The sequence below is a fragment of the Methylobacterium indicum genome, assembly GCF_017347565.1.
In the GTDB taxonomy this organism is placed as follows: Bacteria; Pseudomonadota; Alphaproteobacteria; order Rhizobiales; family Beijerinckiaceae; genus Methylobacterium; species Methylobacterium indicum.
Genome location: NZ_AP024145.1, coordinates 5,739,363 through 5,753,377, shown reverse-complemented (window position 1 = coordinate 5,753,377; position 14,015 = coordinate 5,739,363). Strand labels below are relative to the sequence as shown.

Here is a 14,015-nt window from a genome sequence, read left to right as displayed (position 1 = left end):
GATCCTCGCCTCACCCCGCTGTCGGCCGGCGGCCGCGACAGGGCTCGGCGGAGATGATCATACGACACGTGCGGATGTGGGGAGCCGTTCGCCGGCGCCGCAGCGATGGAGAGCATCTCGACCGTCCGGGCCGGTGGCGCGGCGGACCGGCCCCGCCTCTCCGGCCCACGGTGAGCGGGACGGTGGCGCGGGGCACGGGGAGGTCACGTCCCCGGCCCCCTCCCCGCACGGTGTCAGCGCAGGCGCTCGGCGGCCCAGGCGATGTGGTCGTCCATGAAGGTCGAGATGAAGAAGTAGGAGTGGTCGTAGCCCTCGCGCATGTTGAGGGTCAGTCCGATCCCCGCCTTCTTGCACGCCTCCTCCAGGAGCCAGGGGCGCAGGCCCTCGTCGAGGAACGAGTCGGCCGTGCCCTGGTCGACCAGGAATTCCGGGAAGCGGCGGCCGTCCTCGATCAAGGCGGTCGCGTCGTGGCGCCGCCAGGCGGCCTCGTCCGCGCCGAGATACTTGGTCAGCGCCGGCTTCGACCAGCCGGCGGTCGAGGGCTGGACGATCGGCGCGAAGGCGCTGCAGGAGCGGAAGCGCTCGGGATGGTTGAGCGCGATGGTGAGCGCGCCGTGGCCGCCCATCGAATGGCCGAAGATGCCCTGGCGCCCCATGTCGACCGGAAACTCGCGGGCGACGAGGGCCGGCAGCTCCTCGGTGACGTAGGACCACATGCGGTAGTTGCGGTCGTAGGGCGCCTGCGTGGCGTCGACGTAGAAGCCCGCGCCGCAGCCGAACTGCCAGTTGTCGGGCTCGTCCGGCACGTCCGGCCCGCGCGGGCTGGTATCCGGGGCCACGATGGCGATGCCGTGGCGCGCGGCCGCCCGCCGGTACTCGCCCTTGTCCATCACGTTGGCATGGGTGCAGGTGAGCCCCGACAGGTACCAGAGGACCGGCACCGTCCCGTCCTTCGCCTGCGGCGGCAGGTAGACCGCGAAGGTCATCGGGCAGCGCGTGGTCTCGGCCTCGTGCCGGTACACGCCCTGGATGCCGCCATGCGAGAGAGCCTGCGAGACCTTTTCCATGAAGCCGTTCCCTCTTGACAGACGATGCGCCGCGAACGGTGCGCGAGACCGGTCCGTCGCGGGGCGATGCGGCATGAACGAAGAGAGCGGCCTCCCGGTCGCGCGACGAGCGAGAGGCTGCTCCGGCCCGGCCGGCGGCGAAGCCGGCCGGGAGGCACTTCCTTAGAACACCACGACCGAGCGGATCGACTTGCCCTCGTGCATCAGGTCGAAGCCGTGGTTGATGTCTTCGAGCGGCATGGTGTGGGTGATCAGATCGTCGATGTTGATCTTCCCCTCCATGTACCAGTCGACGATCTTCGGCACGTCGGTGCGGCCGCGGGCACCGCCGAAGGCCGAGCCCTTCCAGACCCGCCCGGTGACGAGCTGGAACGGACGGGTCGAGATCTCGCGACCGGCCTCGGCCACGCCGATGACGATCGACTCGCCCCAGCCGCGATGGCAGCATTCCAGCGCCTGGCGCATCACGTTGACGTTGCCGGTGCAGTCGAACGAGAAGTCCGCGCCGCCGCCGGTGACGTCGAGGATCGCCTGCACGACCTTGTCGGTGCCGACCTCGTTCGGGTTGATGAAGTGCGTCATGCCGAACTTCTCGGCCATGGCGCGCTTGTCGGGGTTGATGTCGACGCCGATGATCTTGTCGGCGCCGACCATGCGGGCACCCTGGATCACGTTGAGGCCGATGCCGCCGAGACCGAACACCACCACGTTGGCGCCCGGCCACACCTTGGCGGTATAGATGACGGCGCCGAGGCCCGTGGTCACGCCGCAGCCGATGTAGCAGATCTTGTCGAAGGGCGCGTCCTCGCGCACCTTGGCGAGCGCGATCTCCGGCAGCACGGTGAAGTTCGAGAAGGTCGAGCAGCCCATGTAGTGGTACACGGCGTTCGACCCCGGGCTGCCGCCGGTGGAGTCGCAACGGAAGCGGCTGGTGCCGTCCGGCATGACGCCCTGGCCCTGCGTGCTCCGGATCGCCGTGCAGAGGTTCGTGCGCTGCGACAGGCACGACTTACAATTGCGGCACTCCGGCGTGTAGAGCGGGATGACGTGGTCGCCCGGCTTCAGCGTCGTCACGCCGGCGCCGACCTCGCGCACGATGCCCGCGCCCTCGTGGCCGAGGATCGCCGGGAACTTGCCCTCGGAATCGAGGCCCGACAGGGTGTAGGCGTCGGTGTGGCAGATGCCGGTGGCCATCACCTCGACCAGGACCTCGCCGGCCTTGGGACCTTCGAGGTCGATGGTCTCGATGGTGAGGGGCTTCTTGGCTTCCCAGGCAACCGCGGCGCGCGTCTTCATGTGGTCTCCAGCTGGATCGTTTCGCGTGGGGGGCGAGGCGCCGCGCATCGGCGCTGAGAAGGGGGAGCGCACCCGGGCTGCCCGCTGATTGGCCCGATCTCTGCTGCGAATTGGTAAAGGTCGCAACGGCGCGGCACGGCAGACTTTAGTCCACTGTCCGCCGGATGTCCGCCCCCGTCGTCATATCCTGGCGCCGGGTCGGGACCGGGACGCAGCGGGGACGAGGCGGTGCCGGATCGGCTCCGACGCGGGCGATCAGCGCAGCGGCAGGAGCCGAATCCGACGATGGTCGACCGACCGCGACGGGCTCGCGAGGAGTTCGGCGAGGGCGAGATCCTGCAGGGTGGCGAGGGCCGCCGCGATCTTGACGTGGCTGGTATGGGTGAGGCTCGACGCGGCATCGATGTCGAGCGAGACGACGCCCTCCGGGTCGCTCCCGGTGGCGCAGAGCAGCAGATAGGTCTTCAACGCGGCGAGGTTCGGGGCCTTCCGGCAGGTGAGGCCGTGCAGGGCGGCGATCCGGGCGTCGCCCTGCGACGCATGGAGGAGGCGGGCCGCAGCGCTCGACGGGCGAAGGCCGGTCAGCCGGTAGGCGATCGTCCCCCCCGGCCGTTCTCCGGCGGTGGTGACGAGGCCCTGGTCGAGGAGCACCTTCTTGCCCGCGCAGATCAGCGGGTCCGACAGGCCCGACAGGGCGGCGATCCGTTCGTAGGACATCGGGATCGGTGCCGGATCGCCGGCGTCCGACGCCGCCTCCTGGCTGACGACGAGGGTCACGTAGAGCTTGAGCGCCGCGATCGAGCGGCCGAGATATCCGGCATCGCCCCGGAAGGCGCGCAGGCCTCCGTCGTGGATCCAGTCCGCCGGCAGGCACGCCATCCGGCCCTGCTGCCCCCGCGCCGCCCCCTCGGACGGGGCAACCCTCGGCCGGTCGGGCCGGAGGCGGGCTTGAGCCGGGGTGAGGAGTTCCGGATGCATGGTGCGGTCCTCGAACGTCCCGTGCGGGTCTCTCGCCCGGATTGGGCGCTCGCCCGGGCGGCGATACAGGCTGCGGCGGGCTTGGTGCATCGGCGGTACAATGCCATTTTCCGGGCCTCAATATGATGATGACGTCCGATGATGCCCCGGGGCTGGGAGCGGGAGGTCGCATCCCGGCCACCGGAGCGGTCGACGGCGGAACATCCGTGCCCCCAAGACCATCCGGTCCTGGTGGCGCTCCGCTCGCCTGCGCATCGTCCGGACCGGAGGCCCGGCGAACCCGGTTTTTCCATGCTAGACCGGCATCCTCGGCGTGCGACACGGTCTGCGGAACGAGGAGGCGCATCGGTACGGCGCGCCGACGCATCGGCCAGCGACGTCGACGGCGCGAGGCGGGCCTGGATCGCCGCCGAGGCGAGAGCGGTGGCGCCCTCGATCCTGCGAGGCGTGATCCTGCAAGGCGCGATCCTGCGAGGGACGACGAGAGGACGGGGCGGCGCGCGGTATGACGACACCTGCCGATGAGACACCCCTGGTCGAGCTCGGGCTCGGCGGCTCGCTGCGGATCGGGCGGGCGCGCATCGCCGTCGCCGACACCGTCGCGCTGTTGCAGGCCATCGCCCGGACCCGCTCGGTGCAGGGCGCGGCGACCGAGATCGGCCTGTCCTATCGCGCTGCCTGGGAGCGCGTCCGGACGCTCGAGGCGGGGATCGGCCATCAGCTCGTGCGCAAGACCCGCGGCCACGGCACGACGCTGACGGAGACCGGCGCGGCCCTGCACGAGGCCCTGTCGATCGCGGCCGAAGGCCTCGCCCTGCCGCTCGCCCGGGAGGCGCGGGCGCTGCAATCCCGCCTGTCCACCCTGCTCGCCGTGCCGGGCCGCCTCACCCTGGCGGCGAGCCACGACCCCCTGCTGATGGAGGTGCTGTCGGCATGGGGTGGGGCCGACATCGCCGTGATGGGCAGCCGTGACGCCGTGGTCCGGCTCATGGACGGGCGTGCCGACGCCGCCGGCTTCCATTGCGGCGCGATCGGCCCGGCCGCCGCCGGGCCGCCCTTCGCCGATCTCGTCGCCGACCCGGCCTTCCGGGTCCGTCCGCTGTTCGAGCGCGAGCAGGGACTCCTCGTCGCCGCCGGCAATCCGCTCGGGCTCGTCACCCCGATGGACCTGCGGGCCAGGAAGGCCCGCTTCGTCAACCGGCAGAAGGGATCCGGCACCCGGGCCTGGTTCGACCGGCTCCTCGCCGAGGCCGGGATCGCACCCGGCGAGATCGTCGGCTACGGCCTCGAGGAATTCACCCACCAGGCCGTGGCGGCGGTGATCGCCTCGGGCGCGGCCGATGCGGGCCTGGGCGCCCGCGCGGCGGCGGAGCGCTTCGGCCTCGGGTTCGTCTCGGTCGGCTGGGAGGTCTACTGCCTCGCCACCGGCGCGTCGCTGCCGGGCGACGGGCTCGACCGCGTGCAGGCGATGCTGGCGGCGCGGGTGGGAGAGCCGGCGGGGTATCGGCTGCCGGGCACCGGCGGGTAGAGGCCGCGCACGAGCGGGTCGTGCCCGGGCGCTGAACCAACCGGTGGCCGGCCGGATCCCCCCTCCGCCGGGTCGGGGCGGTGCTCGCGCTCGTCCCGACCCTGCCCCACTCGAAGTTCGTCCTCGGCCTCTACCGCTCCCTCGTCCGCGACGCGCAGGAGCGCGCCCACCATGCCGGCGCGCCGGCTGCCGAACCGGTCGCCGTCGCGGCGACGACCGGCCAGGGTGGGCAACGCCGATAGGGCGGGCAGCGCCGGGAAGCCGGATCCCACCCGGTCCGCGCGCGGCGGACCGGGTGGGGCCTGCCGTCAGGAACAGACCCGGGTCAGGGCGCCGTCGATCGCCTCGACGATCCGGTCGATGTCGTCCGGGGTCGCGATCAGCGCCGGGCTCAGGCACAGCGTGTTGTTGAGCCCGGCGAGCGAGCGGTTGGTGGCGCCGATGATGACGCCGTGCGCCATGCAGTCGGCCACCACCGCCTGGACCCGCTTCTCGTCCATCGGCTCGCGGGTGGCGCGGTCGGCGACGAGCTCGGCGCCGCAAAACAGGCCCTTGCCGCGCACGTCGCCGATCGCCGCGTGGCGCTCGGCGAGGCCGTGCAGGCCCGCCATCAGCCGCTCGCCCATCGCGACCGTGTTGTCGATCAGGCCCTCGTCCTCGATGATCCGCATGTTCTCGAGCGCGGCCGCCGGGCCGGCGGTGCAGCCGCCGAAGGTCGAGATATCGCGAAAATACGACATCGGGTCGGCGGCGTCGTCCTTGAACAGCGCGAACACCGCCTCGGTCGTCACCGTGCAGGCGATCGCCGCGTAGCCCGACGCCACCCCCTTGGCCATGGTGACGAAATCGGGCTGCACGCCGTAGTTCTGGTAGCCGAACCACGCACCTGTGCGGCCCATGCCGCAGACCACCTCGTCGATGTGGATCAGGATCTCGTGCCGGCGGCAGATGTCCTGCACCTTCTCCCAGTAGCCCCTGGGCGGCGTGATCACGCCGCCCCCGGCGGTGACGGGTTCGAGGCAGATCGCCCCGATGCTGTCGGGCCCCTCGCGCAGGATCACCGCCTCGATCGCGTCGGCGGCCATCTCGCCGTAATTCTCCACCCTCCCCCACTGGCTGCGGTATTCGAGGCAGTGGGGCACCGGCACGAAGCCGTCCGGGAACGGGCCGTACTGGTCGCGGCGCTGGTCCTGGCCGGCGGCGGCGAGCGCGCCGATCGTGGTGCCGTGGTAGTCGCGCTCGCGGTAGAGGATCTTGGATTTCCGCCCGCCATGGTGCCGGTGCGCGATCTGGCGCACCATCTTGAAGACCTTCTCGTTCGCCTCCGATCCCGAATTCGCATAGTAGACCCGGGCCATGCCCGGCATCTTGGCGATCAGCCGCTCGGAGAACAGCGCCGCGGGAATCGAGCCGGCCGAGCCCGCGAAGTAGTTGAGCTTGACCAATTGGTCGCGCACCGCGTCGGCGATGCTGGTGCGCCCGTAGCCGACATTGACGGTCCAGACCCCGCCCGAGACCGCGTCGAGATATTCGCGCCCGGTGGCGTCCCAGACCCGCATCCCCCTCCCCTCGACCATCACCCGCGGGTCGACGGTCTCGTAGGGCTTGTGCTGCGAGAGGTGGTGCCAGACATGGGCCCGGTCGGCCTCGATGACGTGACGCAGGTCGTTGGTGCGGGAGAGGTCGTTCATGGCCGAGTTTCCTGGCGGCGTTTCCTGATGGCGGGGGATGAGCGGACGACCCGTCAGGCCGCCGGGTCGCGCTGGATCGCGAAGGGGGCCCAGGACTGGGTCACCGGCATGATCTCCAGGCTGTTGACGTTGACGTGGGGCGGCAGCGAGGCGACCCAGCCGACGGTCTCGGCGATGTCCTCGGGCCGGAGCGGGTGCGCGCCCTTGTAGAGGGCGTCGGAGGCCGCCCGGTCGCCGCCGGTGCGCACCAGCGTGAACTCGCTCTCGGACAGGCCGGGCTCGATCGAGGTGACCCTGACGCCCTTGGCCGAGAGGTCGCAGCGCAGCCCCAGCGAGAACTGCCGGACGAAGGCCTTCGTCCCGCCATAGACGTTGCCGCCCGGATAAGGCCAGTGGGAGGCGATCGAGGCCAGGTTCACGACGAGGCCGCGATGGGCGATCAGCCGGTCGAGCAGCAGCCGGGTGATCGTGACGAGGCCGACGACGTTGGTGTCGATCATCGTCCGCCACTGGGCGAGGTCGCTCTCCTGCGCCGGCCCGGTGCCGAGCGCCAGCCCCGCATTGTTGACGAGGAGCGAGACCTCCGCGAAGGCCGGCGGCAGCGACGCGAGCGCCTCCCGGGTCGCCGCCTCGTCGCGGATGTCGAAGGCGAGCGGATGGGCGCGCTCGCTGCCGCCGAGCGCCGCCACCAGGGCGTCGAGCCGGTCGCGGCGGCGCCCGGTCACCACGAGGCGCCAGCCGTCGCGGGCGAGCCGGCGGGCGATGGCGTCGCCGAAGCCCGCGGTGGCTCCGGTGACGAGGGCGATCTTGGACATGCGGGTCTCCGGAGAAGGGCATCGTGCGGGGGACGGCGTCCCCCGATGCTACAGGAACGGCGCGGCGGCCGGGCGGCCTATCCGTGCCCGTGGGCGACGAAGGCTTTGCCGAGAGCCTGGACGAGCGCCTGGACGAGGCCCGTCGCCGCGATGCCGGCGAGGCCCCCGGAGGCGAGGCGGCGCCACGCCTCCGGCGAGAGGCGGGCCGAGAGGAGCGTGCCGGTGGCAAAGCCCAGCAGCGTCGGCACCCCGTAGAGGAGGACGAGGTCCCAGAGTCCGGGCTCGATCGCCCCGAGGAGGCCGCGGCCGGCAAGGCCGAGGATGTCCGCCGCGCCGAAGAAGACCGCGAGGGTCCCCTTGAGGCGGTGGCGCTCGGCGCCGCTCGCCAGGAGCTAGGCCGAGATCAGTGGGCCGCCGACCGCGAAGGCGCTGATCAGTCCCCCGACCAGGGCCGCGACGGCGATGCCTATGCGCCGGTCGGCGAGCCAGGCCGGCGGCCGGCGCACCAGGGCGACACCGGCCGCTCCCAGCACCGCCACGGTCACGACGAGCCGCGCCGTGGTCTCGTCGAGGCCGACCGCCAGGGGGCCGCCGCAGGCCGCGCCGAGCAGGCCGGCGGCGAGGAGCGGGCGCAGGACCCGCCAATCGACCGAGACGCCGCGTCGGTCCAAGCAGATTTCGCCGAAGTGGACACCGGTTCGGCGGCAAAAATCTGCGACACAGCAAGAACCTAAGCAGGCGAAGCGTTGGCCTGCCAACGCAAGTCTGCTGAAGAGGAGGAGCGCCGTGAGGACGAGATCGGCCCCGAGGAGGAACGGGATGCCGACCTGCGCCGAGGGGAGAAGCCCGAGGCCGAGGGCCGCGATGAGGCTGTAGCCGAAGCCGGTGACGCCCCGGAACGCGGCAGCCAGGAAGGTCACGCCGATGAAGGCGAGGACGGACAGCGCGGGAAGGGCCATGGTGGGGACGGGCTCACGCCTTGACCGGGGAGAGGCTCACGCCTTGCCCTTCCAGGGCGTGAGGCGGCGCTCCAGCCGGCGCATGCCGAGTTCGAAGGCGCCGGCGAGCGCGCCGATCACCAGGATGCCCATGATCACGATGTCGGTGCGCAGGAAGTTCGAGGCGTTGAGCACCATCTGGCCGATGCCGGTCGAGGCCGCCACCATCTCGGCCGCGACCAGCGTGGTCCAGCCGACGCCCATGCCGATGCGCAGGCCCACCAGGATGTCGGGCAGGGCCGCCGGCAGGACGACGTGGCGCACCACCTGGAGGCGGCTCGCGCCGAGCGCCCGGGCGGCGTTGATCTGGTCGGCGCTCGCCGCCGCGACGCCGGCGCGCGCCGCGAGCGCCACGGGGGCGAAGCAGGCGAGGAAGATCAGCAGGATCTTGGAGGTCTCGCCGATGCCGAACCAGATGATGACGAGCGGCAGGTAGGCAAGCGGCGGCAGCGGCCGGTAGAACTCGATGAAGGGATCGAGCACGGCGCGCAAGGTCGGGCTCAGGCCCGTGGCGAGGCCGACCGGGATTCCCACCAGGGCGGCGAGCAGGAAGGCGCCGGCGACGCGCCCGAGGCTCATGACGACGTGCTCGAGGAGCGGCGCTCCGTCGATGCGGCCCTCCACCGCGTCGGCGAAGGCCTTCAGCACGCTCTCGGGCCGGGGCAGGAACAGCGGCTTGACGAGTCCGGTCTGCGTGGCGACGCCCCAGGCGGCGAGCGCGACGGCGATCGTCGCGAGGCTGATCAGCAGGGTCTTGGGGGCGCGGCCGCGCATCGCGGCCCGGCGGCGGCCGAGCGAGGACAGGGCGCGCATCGCCGAATCGGACGAGTCGGTCACGGGCTGGCCCGGAGCGGCGGGAAGGGTGTGGGTCGCGGCGGGTCTCATGCGGCGGCTCCATGTCCGGGGTCGGTTCTGCCGGGGTCGGTTCTGCCGGGATCCATCTTGCCAGGGTCGCTCCCGGCCCCGCCATGGTCGTGGATGAAGCGCAGCACCCGCTCGCGCATGGCGATGAAGTCGGGGCTGGACTTCACCGCCCGCGCCTCCGCGCCCGCGAGGAAGCGGCGGCAGAAATCGAGCGGGATGATCTCGGCGATGCGGCCCGGGCGCGGGGTCATGATCACCAGCTTGGTCGCGAGGAAGATCGCCTCCTCGACCTCGTGGGTGATGAAGAACGCCATCTTCTGCGTGCGGGCCCAGATCGACAGGATCAGCTCCTGCACCTGCTCGCGGGTGAAGGCGTCGAGCGCGCCGAGCGGCTCGTCCATCAGCAGCATGCGCGGGTCGGCGGTGAGCGCCCGGGCGATGCCGACGCGCTGCTGCATGCCGCCGGAGAGCTCGTAGATCCGCTTGCCCGCGAAGTCGGCGAGGCCGACGAGGTCGAGCATGGCGCGGGCCCGCGCCTCGCGCTCGAGCTTGGGCATGCCCTGCATCCTGAGCCCGAAGGCGACGTTGTCCAGCACGCTGAGCCAGGGCATCAGGGCGTGGCGCTGGAAGACGACGCCGCGGTCCGCCCCCGGCCCGGTGACCGGCCGGCCGTCGAGGAGGATCTGCCCCTCCGTCGCCGGCTGGAACCCGGCGATGCAGTTGAGCAGGGTCGTCTTCCCGCAGCCCGAGGCGCCCAGCGCGACCACGAACTCCCCCGGCTCGATCGTGAGATCGACCCAGGACAGGGCGATCGTGGCGCTCTCGCCCTCCCCGTACTGGACGCTGAGCTTGCGGATCTCCAGCATGGCGGTCTCCTGGCTGTCGGGGGCGTTCGCCCGATCAGGGCTTGGCGGCTGCCTTGGCAGTGTCCTTGGCCGCGTCCTTGGCGAACTCGGCGGTGACGAAGGCGCCGTAATCGGGCGCGAGCTCGGGCACGCGCCCTTGCGCCTTCAGGAACTCCGCCGTGGCCTTGAGCGCGTCGGCCGCCCCGCCGCCGAGCCAGCGCGGCGAGACCTGCTCGGTGAGCGTCGGGAACCGATAGGCCCCGAGCCCCGCCGGCACGTCGTCCGGGGCGGCGCCGGTCCACTTGGCGATGGCGGCCACCTGCGGCGTGCCCGCCTTCCAGGATTCGCCGGACCGGGCGTAATCCGCATCCGCTGCGGCGAGCAGCCGGACGAAGGCCTTGAGGAACTCGGGATGGGCGGCCATGAAGGCGTTCGTCGCCACGATCCCGTCGAAGGTCGCCCTCCCCTTTCCGGCGAAGTCGCCGGCCGAGGCCAGCACCGTGCCGGTCTTCTTGATGCCCGTCAGGGCCGGCGCCCAGACGAAGGCGGCGTCGATGTCGCCGCGCTCCCAGGCGGCGGCGATCTCCGGCGGGCGCATGTTGAGCACCCGGACGTCCTTCGCGCCCAGACCCGCCTCCTGCAGGGCGAAGGTCAGCTGGTAATGAGCGGTGGAGACGAACGGCACCGCGACCGTCTTGCCCTTCAGGTCCTTGATCGACGCGATTCCCGTGCCCTTGCGGGCGACGAGCTGCTCGGCGTCGCCGATGTCGTCGAGGATCCAGAACAGCGTGATCGGCAGGCCCTGCGAGGCCGCCGCCGCGACCGGCGAGGAGCCCGCCTCGCCGATATCGACATTGCCCGAGGCCATCGCCCGGATCACGTCGCCCCCGCCGCCGAACTTGACCCACTTCACCTTGGTGCCGGTCTTCTTTTCCAGTTCGCCGCTCTCCATCAGGACCCGGATCGGGGTCATCATGTCCTGGTAGGCGACGGTGACGGTCTTCTCGGCGGCGACGGCTGGGGCCAGGGGGGCGAACACCGCGCCGGCCGCGCCGACGAGGGCGGACAGCCAGATCGCCCTGCGGGTGATCGTCTTGCGGTTGACCGCCCTGCGGGTCTTCTCGATGGTCATGCGCGGTCCTCGTGGAAGCCTCGACCCTTGCGAACGCCCGCATTGAAGGACAGGCGGGCCCGGGGCCGTAAGATCCAGTCCGGCATCGTTTGGTCCCGGTCTGGACCAGTCCCGTCCCCCTCGCCGCTTGCGCGGGCACCTGCTGCCATTTTCCGGGATCGGCGCCTCTCAATTCGGCAGCAGCGCCGGTCCCGACGCTTTCCCGTCCCGCGCGGCTTGGCGATACTGTGCGCCATGCCGACCGACATTGCCTGGCGGATGCTGTTCGGGGGCCGGTCCGGCGACGAGCCGGCTTTGCGCGCCCAGATCGGCCGGATGGTTTCCGAGGCCATCGCGGCGGGGCTGCTGGCGCCCGGCGCCCGGCTGCCGTCGAGCCGCGGCCTCGCGGCCGAGCTCGGCCTGGCGCGCAACACCGTCGTGGCGGCCTACGACGCCCTGATCGATGCCGGCGTCCTCGTCTCGCGCGACCGCAGCGGCTGCTTCGTCGCCTCCCCCGGGGCCGATGCCGCACGGAGCGCGGATCCGGAGCCGTCGGCGGCCGGGGCCTGGCCGGGCCGCTTCGCCATCCGCCCCTCGCGCCTGCCCCAGATCACCAAGCCGCGGGACTGGACGCGCTACCCCTACCCGTTCCTGTTCGGGCAGTTCGACGCGAGCCTGTTTCCCGTCGCGGCCTGGCGCGAGAGCGTCAAGGCGGCCTCCAGCGTCAAGGAGATCAACGGCTGGAGCCTGGACCAGGTCGACGACGACGACCGCGACCTGATCGAGCAGCTCCGCATGAGGGTGCTGCCGCGCCGCGGCATCCTCGCCGCCCCGGGCGAGATCATGGTGACGATCGGCTCGCAGCACGCCCTGTCGCTCCTGGTCCAGCTCCTCGTCGCCCGCCGCACGGTCGTCGGCCTGGAGGATCCGGGCTACACCGACACGCGCAACATGGTCGGCCTCGCGAGCGACCGGATCCGGCCCCTCGCCCGCGACGGACGGGGCATCGTGCCGGACGCGGCGTTTCGTGCCTGCGACGTCGCCTTCGTGACGATCGGCCACCAATGCCCGACGACCGCCGTGACGCCGCTGTCGCGCCGCCGCGAGCTTCTCGCCGCCGCGGCGGAGGGCGACGTCGTCCTGGTCGAGGACGATTACGAGGCCGATCTCTCGACCGAGGAGGAGGTCGGCCTGCCGAGCCTCAAGAGCCTCGACGCCGACGGGCGGGTGATCCATGTCGGCTCGTTCTCGAAGGTCCTCGCGCCGGGGCTGCGCGTCGGTTACGTCGTCGCCCCGTCCCCGGTCGTCGACGAGTTGCGGGCGCTGCGCCGCCTCATGCTGCGTCATCCGCCCACCAACAACCAGCGCAGCCTCGCCGCCTTCGTCGCGCTCGGGCATTACCGCGCCCACCTCGCACGCACGGCCGCCGTCCTGCGCCAGCGCGCCGACCTCATCGCCGCACTGGCGCCGCAGCTGATGCCGGGCTGCACCTTTCGCCGGGGCTTCGGCGCGAAGAGCTTCTGGGCCGAGGGACCGGCGGGGCTCGACGCTCGGGCACTCGGCCGGGCGCTTCAGCGCGAGGGCGTCCTGATCGAGCCGGGCGACATCTTCTTCATGGATCCGGAGCAGGGGCGCCGCTTCTTCCGGCTCGGCTTCACGGCGATCCCGCTGCAGCAGATCGAGCCGGGCCTGCGGCGGCTCGCGGCGGTCCTCGCCGCTCGTTCCCGGTGAGGCGCCCTCCCCTCCCGGGCTTCCGCAGCGGGGGCTGCACGGGCACGGCCGCCCATCGTCAGAACCCGCCGGACCGTTCGTCGGCGGCCGCGGATCAGGATTCCTCGGCGGTGACGTGATCCCGGTTCAGGGGGTTCGATCCGGCGTCGCGAGGGGCGGCCGTGAGCCCGCGGGCGCACGCCGCGATCTGCCGCCGCAGCCAGGCATGGCCGGGATGGCGCTCGACGCGCCGGGCCCAGACCAGGACCGAGCGGGTGACCGGCAGGTCGGGATCCGCAGGCAGGTCCGCGCAGGTCACCGGATGCGTCGTCGCGAGAGTCCGGGCGATCCGCCCGCCCAGTACCGCCACCATCTCGGAGCGCGCCAGGATGGCCGCCGCCGACAGGAACGGGGCGGCCATCGCGACACGGCGCGGCGGCAGGCCCCGGCGGCTCAGGATCGCGTCGAGGAAGCCGACATCGTCGCCGGTGGAGGAGACCACGAGGTGAGGCAGGCCGGCGAGGCGCTCGTAGGTGAGCGGCCCCGCGAGCGCCGGGTGTCCGCACCGGCCGACGACCGCGAATCCATCGCGGAACAGCGTCGTGGTGCCGAAGCGCTCGCCCTCGATCCGGCCGCTCCCGACGACCGCGAGATCGACGTCGCCGCGATCGAGGAGATCGTCGAGGCGCACGGTGCCGCTCGGGCTCATGTGCAGGCGCAGGGACGGCGCCCGGCTCCCGATCCACTCGGCGATCGGCGCGGCGAGCACCACCGCGGCAGTGTTGTTGAGCACCAGGCGGAAGCTCGCGGTGGACGAGGCCGGATCGAAATGGTCCTGGTGGAGCGCCCCCTCGATCTCGGCGAGCGCCCGCCGCACCGGCTCGGCCAGGTCGAGGGCGCGGGGCGTCGGCGCCATGCCCTCGGGGCCGCGCACGAACAACTCGTCGTCGAAGGCCCGGCGCAGCCGCTGCAACGCGTGGCTCACGGCCGACTGGCTCAAGCCCAGCCGTTCGCCCGCACGGGTCACGTGGCGTTCGCGCATGATCGCGTCGAACACGATGAGCAGCTTGAAGTCGAATGCGTCCCAGTTCACGGCCCGGGCTTGTAGCCGA

The 14,015-nt window shown here is 72.1% G+C and carries 14 protein-coding genes; 3 read left to right on the top strand and 11 right to left on the bottom strand.

What is annotated here, in order from left to right; genetic code table 11:
* Window positions 1-233: 233 nt before the first annotated feature.
* The 3 genes from fghA to miv_RS26670 form a co-directional block, all read right to left on the bottom strand.
* Window positions 234-1,067, bottom strand: a complete 834-nt coding sequence (gene fghA / locus miv_RS26680) for an S-formylglutathione hydrolase (RefSeq protein ID WP_048425608.1) — start codon at window positions 1,065-1,067, stop codon at window positions 234-236.
* Window positions 1,068-1,229: 162 nt separating this feature from the next.
* Entirely contained in the window at window positions 1,230-2,363 is a 1,134-nt protein-coding gene (locus tag miv_RS26675; RefSeq protein ID WP_048425607.1) for an S-(hydroxymethyl)glutathione dehydrogenase/class III alcohol dehydrogenase, read from the bottom strand.
* Window positions 2,364-2,618: 255 nt separating this feature from the next.
* Window positions 2,619-3,341 carry a hypothetical protein gene (locus miv_RS26670; protein WP_207179873.1) on the bottom strand — a complete coding sequence of 241 codons (723 nt, stop codon included), beginning with the start codon at window positions 3,339-3,341 and terminating at the stop codon, window positions 2,619-2,621.
* 505 nt (window positions 3,342-3,846) lie between these two features.
* On the opposite strand from miv_RS26670, the gene miv_RS26665 reads away from it, so the two are divergent.
* Together miv_RS26665 and miv_RS26660 are read left to right on the top strand one after the other, a co-directional pair.
* Window positions 3,847-4,869, top strand: a complete 1,023-nt coding sequence (locus miv_RS26665) for a substrate-binding domain-containing protein (RefSeq protein WP_207179871.1) — start codon at window positions 3,847-3,849, stop codon at window positions 4,867-4,869.
* An 80-nt stretch (window positions 4,870-4,949) separates the two neighbouring features.
* Window positions 4,950-5,111 (top strand): hypothetical protein, encoded by a 162-nt coding sequence (locus miv_RS26660; protein WP_158004002.1) that lies wholly within the window; start codon window positions 4,950-4,952, stop codon window positions 5,109-5,111.
* A gap of 66 nt (window positions 5,112-5,177) precedes the next feature.
* Here miv_RS26660 and miv_RS26655 read toward each other — a convergent pair whose 3' ends face one another.
* The 7 genes from miv_RS26655 to tauA all read right to left on the bottom strand — a co-directional run bounded on the left by miv_RS26655 (window position 5,178) and on the right by tauA (window position 11,214).
* A complete protein-coding gene (locus miv_RS26655; RefSeq protein ID WP_048425605.1) occupies window positions 5,178-6,560 on the bottom strand; it encodes an aminotransferase family protein in 1,383 nt (460 codons plus the stop codon).
* Between the two features lie 53 nt (window positions 6,561-6,613).
* The gene (locus miv_RS26650; protein WP_207179869.1) at window positions 6,614-7,375 is read right to left on the bottom strand and encodes an SDR family NAD(P)-dependent oxidoreductase; all 762 of its coding nucleotides are present in this window, start codon (window positions 7,373-7,375) and stop codon (window positions 6,614-6,616) included.
* Between the two features lie 77 nt (window positions 7,376-7,452).
* Window positions 7,453-7,623 (bottom strand): hypothetical protein, encoded by a 171-nt coding sequence (locus tag miv_RS26645; protein ID WP_207179867.1) that lies wholly within the window; start codon window positions 7,621-7,623, stop codon window positions 7,453-7,455.
* A 144-nt stretch (window positions 7,624-7,767) separates the two neighbouring features.
* On the bottom strand, window positions 7,768-8,334 hold the full coding sequence (locus tag miv_RS26640; protein ID WP_207179865.1) for a TSUP family transporter: 567 nt from the start codon (window positions 8,332-8,334) through the stop codon (window positions 7,768-7,770).
* Window positions 8,335-8,370: 36 nt separating this feature from the next.
* Window positions 8,371-9,147, bottom strand: coding sequence for an ABC transporter permease subunit (locus miv_RS26635; RefSeq protein ID WP_244496571.1), 777 nt, complete (start codon window positions 9,145-9,147; stop codon window positions 8,371-8,373).
* 107 nt (window positions 9,148-9,254) lie between these two features.
* Window positions 9,255-10,103, bottom strand: coding sequence for a taurine ABC transporter ATP-binding protein (locus miv_RS26630; RefSeq protein WP_207179863.1), 849 nt, complete (start codon window positions 10,101-10,103; stop codon window positions 9,255-9,257).
* Between the two features lie 34 nt (window positions 10,104-10,137).
* Complete coding sequence (tauA, locus tag miv_RS26625; protein WP_207179855.1) at window positions 10,138-11,214, bottom strand: taurine ABC transporter substrate-binding protein; 1,077 nt, start codon at window positions 11,212-11,214, stop codon at window positions 10,138-10,140.
* A 234-nt stretch (window positions 11,215-11,448) separates the two neighbouring features.
* On the opposite strand from tauA, the gene miv_RS26620 reads away from it, so the two are divergent.
* On the top strand, window positions 11,449-12,924 hold the full coding sequence (locus miv_RS26620; protein ID WP_207179853.1) for an aminotransferase-like domain-containing protein: 1,476 nt from the start codon (window positions 11,449-11,451) through the stop codon (window positions 12,922-12,924).
* Between the two features lie 94 nt (window positions 12,925-13,018).
* On the opposite strand, the gene miv_RS26615 is transcribed toward miv_RS26620, so the two are convergent.
* Window positions 13,019-13,996 (bottom strand): LysR family transcriptional regulator, encoded by a 978-nt coding sequence (locus tag miv_RS26615; protein WP_244748716.1) that lies wholly within the window; start codon window positions 13,994-13,996, stop codon window positions 13,019-13,021.
* Between the last annotated feature and the right edge of the window lie 19 nt (window positions 13,997-14,015).

Coding starts and splice junctions, on each gene's coding strand:
- miv_RS26655 (WP_048425605.1), bottom strand. CDS start 6,560: ATGAACGACCTCTCCCGCACCAACGACCTGCGTCACGTCATCGAGGCC.
- miv_RS26630 (WP_207179863.1), bottom strand. CDS start 10,103: ATGCTGGAGATCCGCAAGCTCAGCGTCCAGTACGGGGAGGGCGAGAGC.
- fghA (WP_048425608.1), bottom strand. CDS start 1,067: ATGGAAAAGGTCTCGCAGGCTCTCTCGCATGGCGGCATCCAGGGCGTG.
- miv_RS26665 (WP_207179871.1), top strand. CDS start 3,847: ATGACGACACCTGCCGATGAGACACCCCTGGTCGAGCTCGGGCTCGGC.
- tauA (WP_207179855.1), bottom strand. CDS start 11,214: ATGACCATCGAGAAGACCCGCAGGGCGGTCAACCGCAAGACGATCACC.
- miv_RS26635 (WP_244496571.1), bottom strand. CDS start 9,147: ATGCGCGGCCGCGCCCCCAAGACCCTGCTGATCAGCCTCGCGACGATC.
- miv_RS26640 (WP_207179865.1), bottom strand. CDS start 8,334: ATGGCCCTTCCCGCGCTGTCCGTCCTCGCCTTCATCGGCGTGACCTTC.
- miv_RS26670 (WP_207179873.1), bottom strand. CDS start 3,341: ATGCATCCGGAACTCCTCACCCCGGCTCAAGCCCGCCTCCGGCCCGAC.
- miv_RS26620 (WP_207179853.1), top strand. CDS start 11,449: ATGCCGACCGACATTGCCTGGCGGATGCTGTTCGGGGGCCGGTCCGGC.
- miv_RS26675 (WP_048425607.1), bottom strand. CDS start 2,363: ATGAAGACGCGCGCCGCGGTTGCCTGGGAAGCCAAGAAGCCCCTCACC.
- miv_RS26650 (WP_207179869.1), bottom strand. CDS start 7,375: ATGTCCAAGATCGCCCTCGTCACCGGAGCCACCGCGGGCTTCGGCGAC.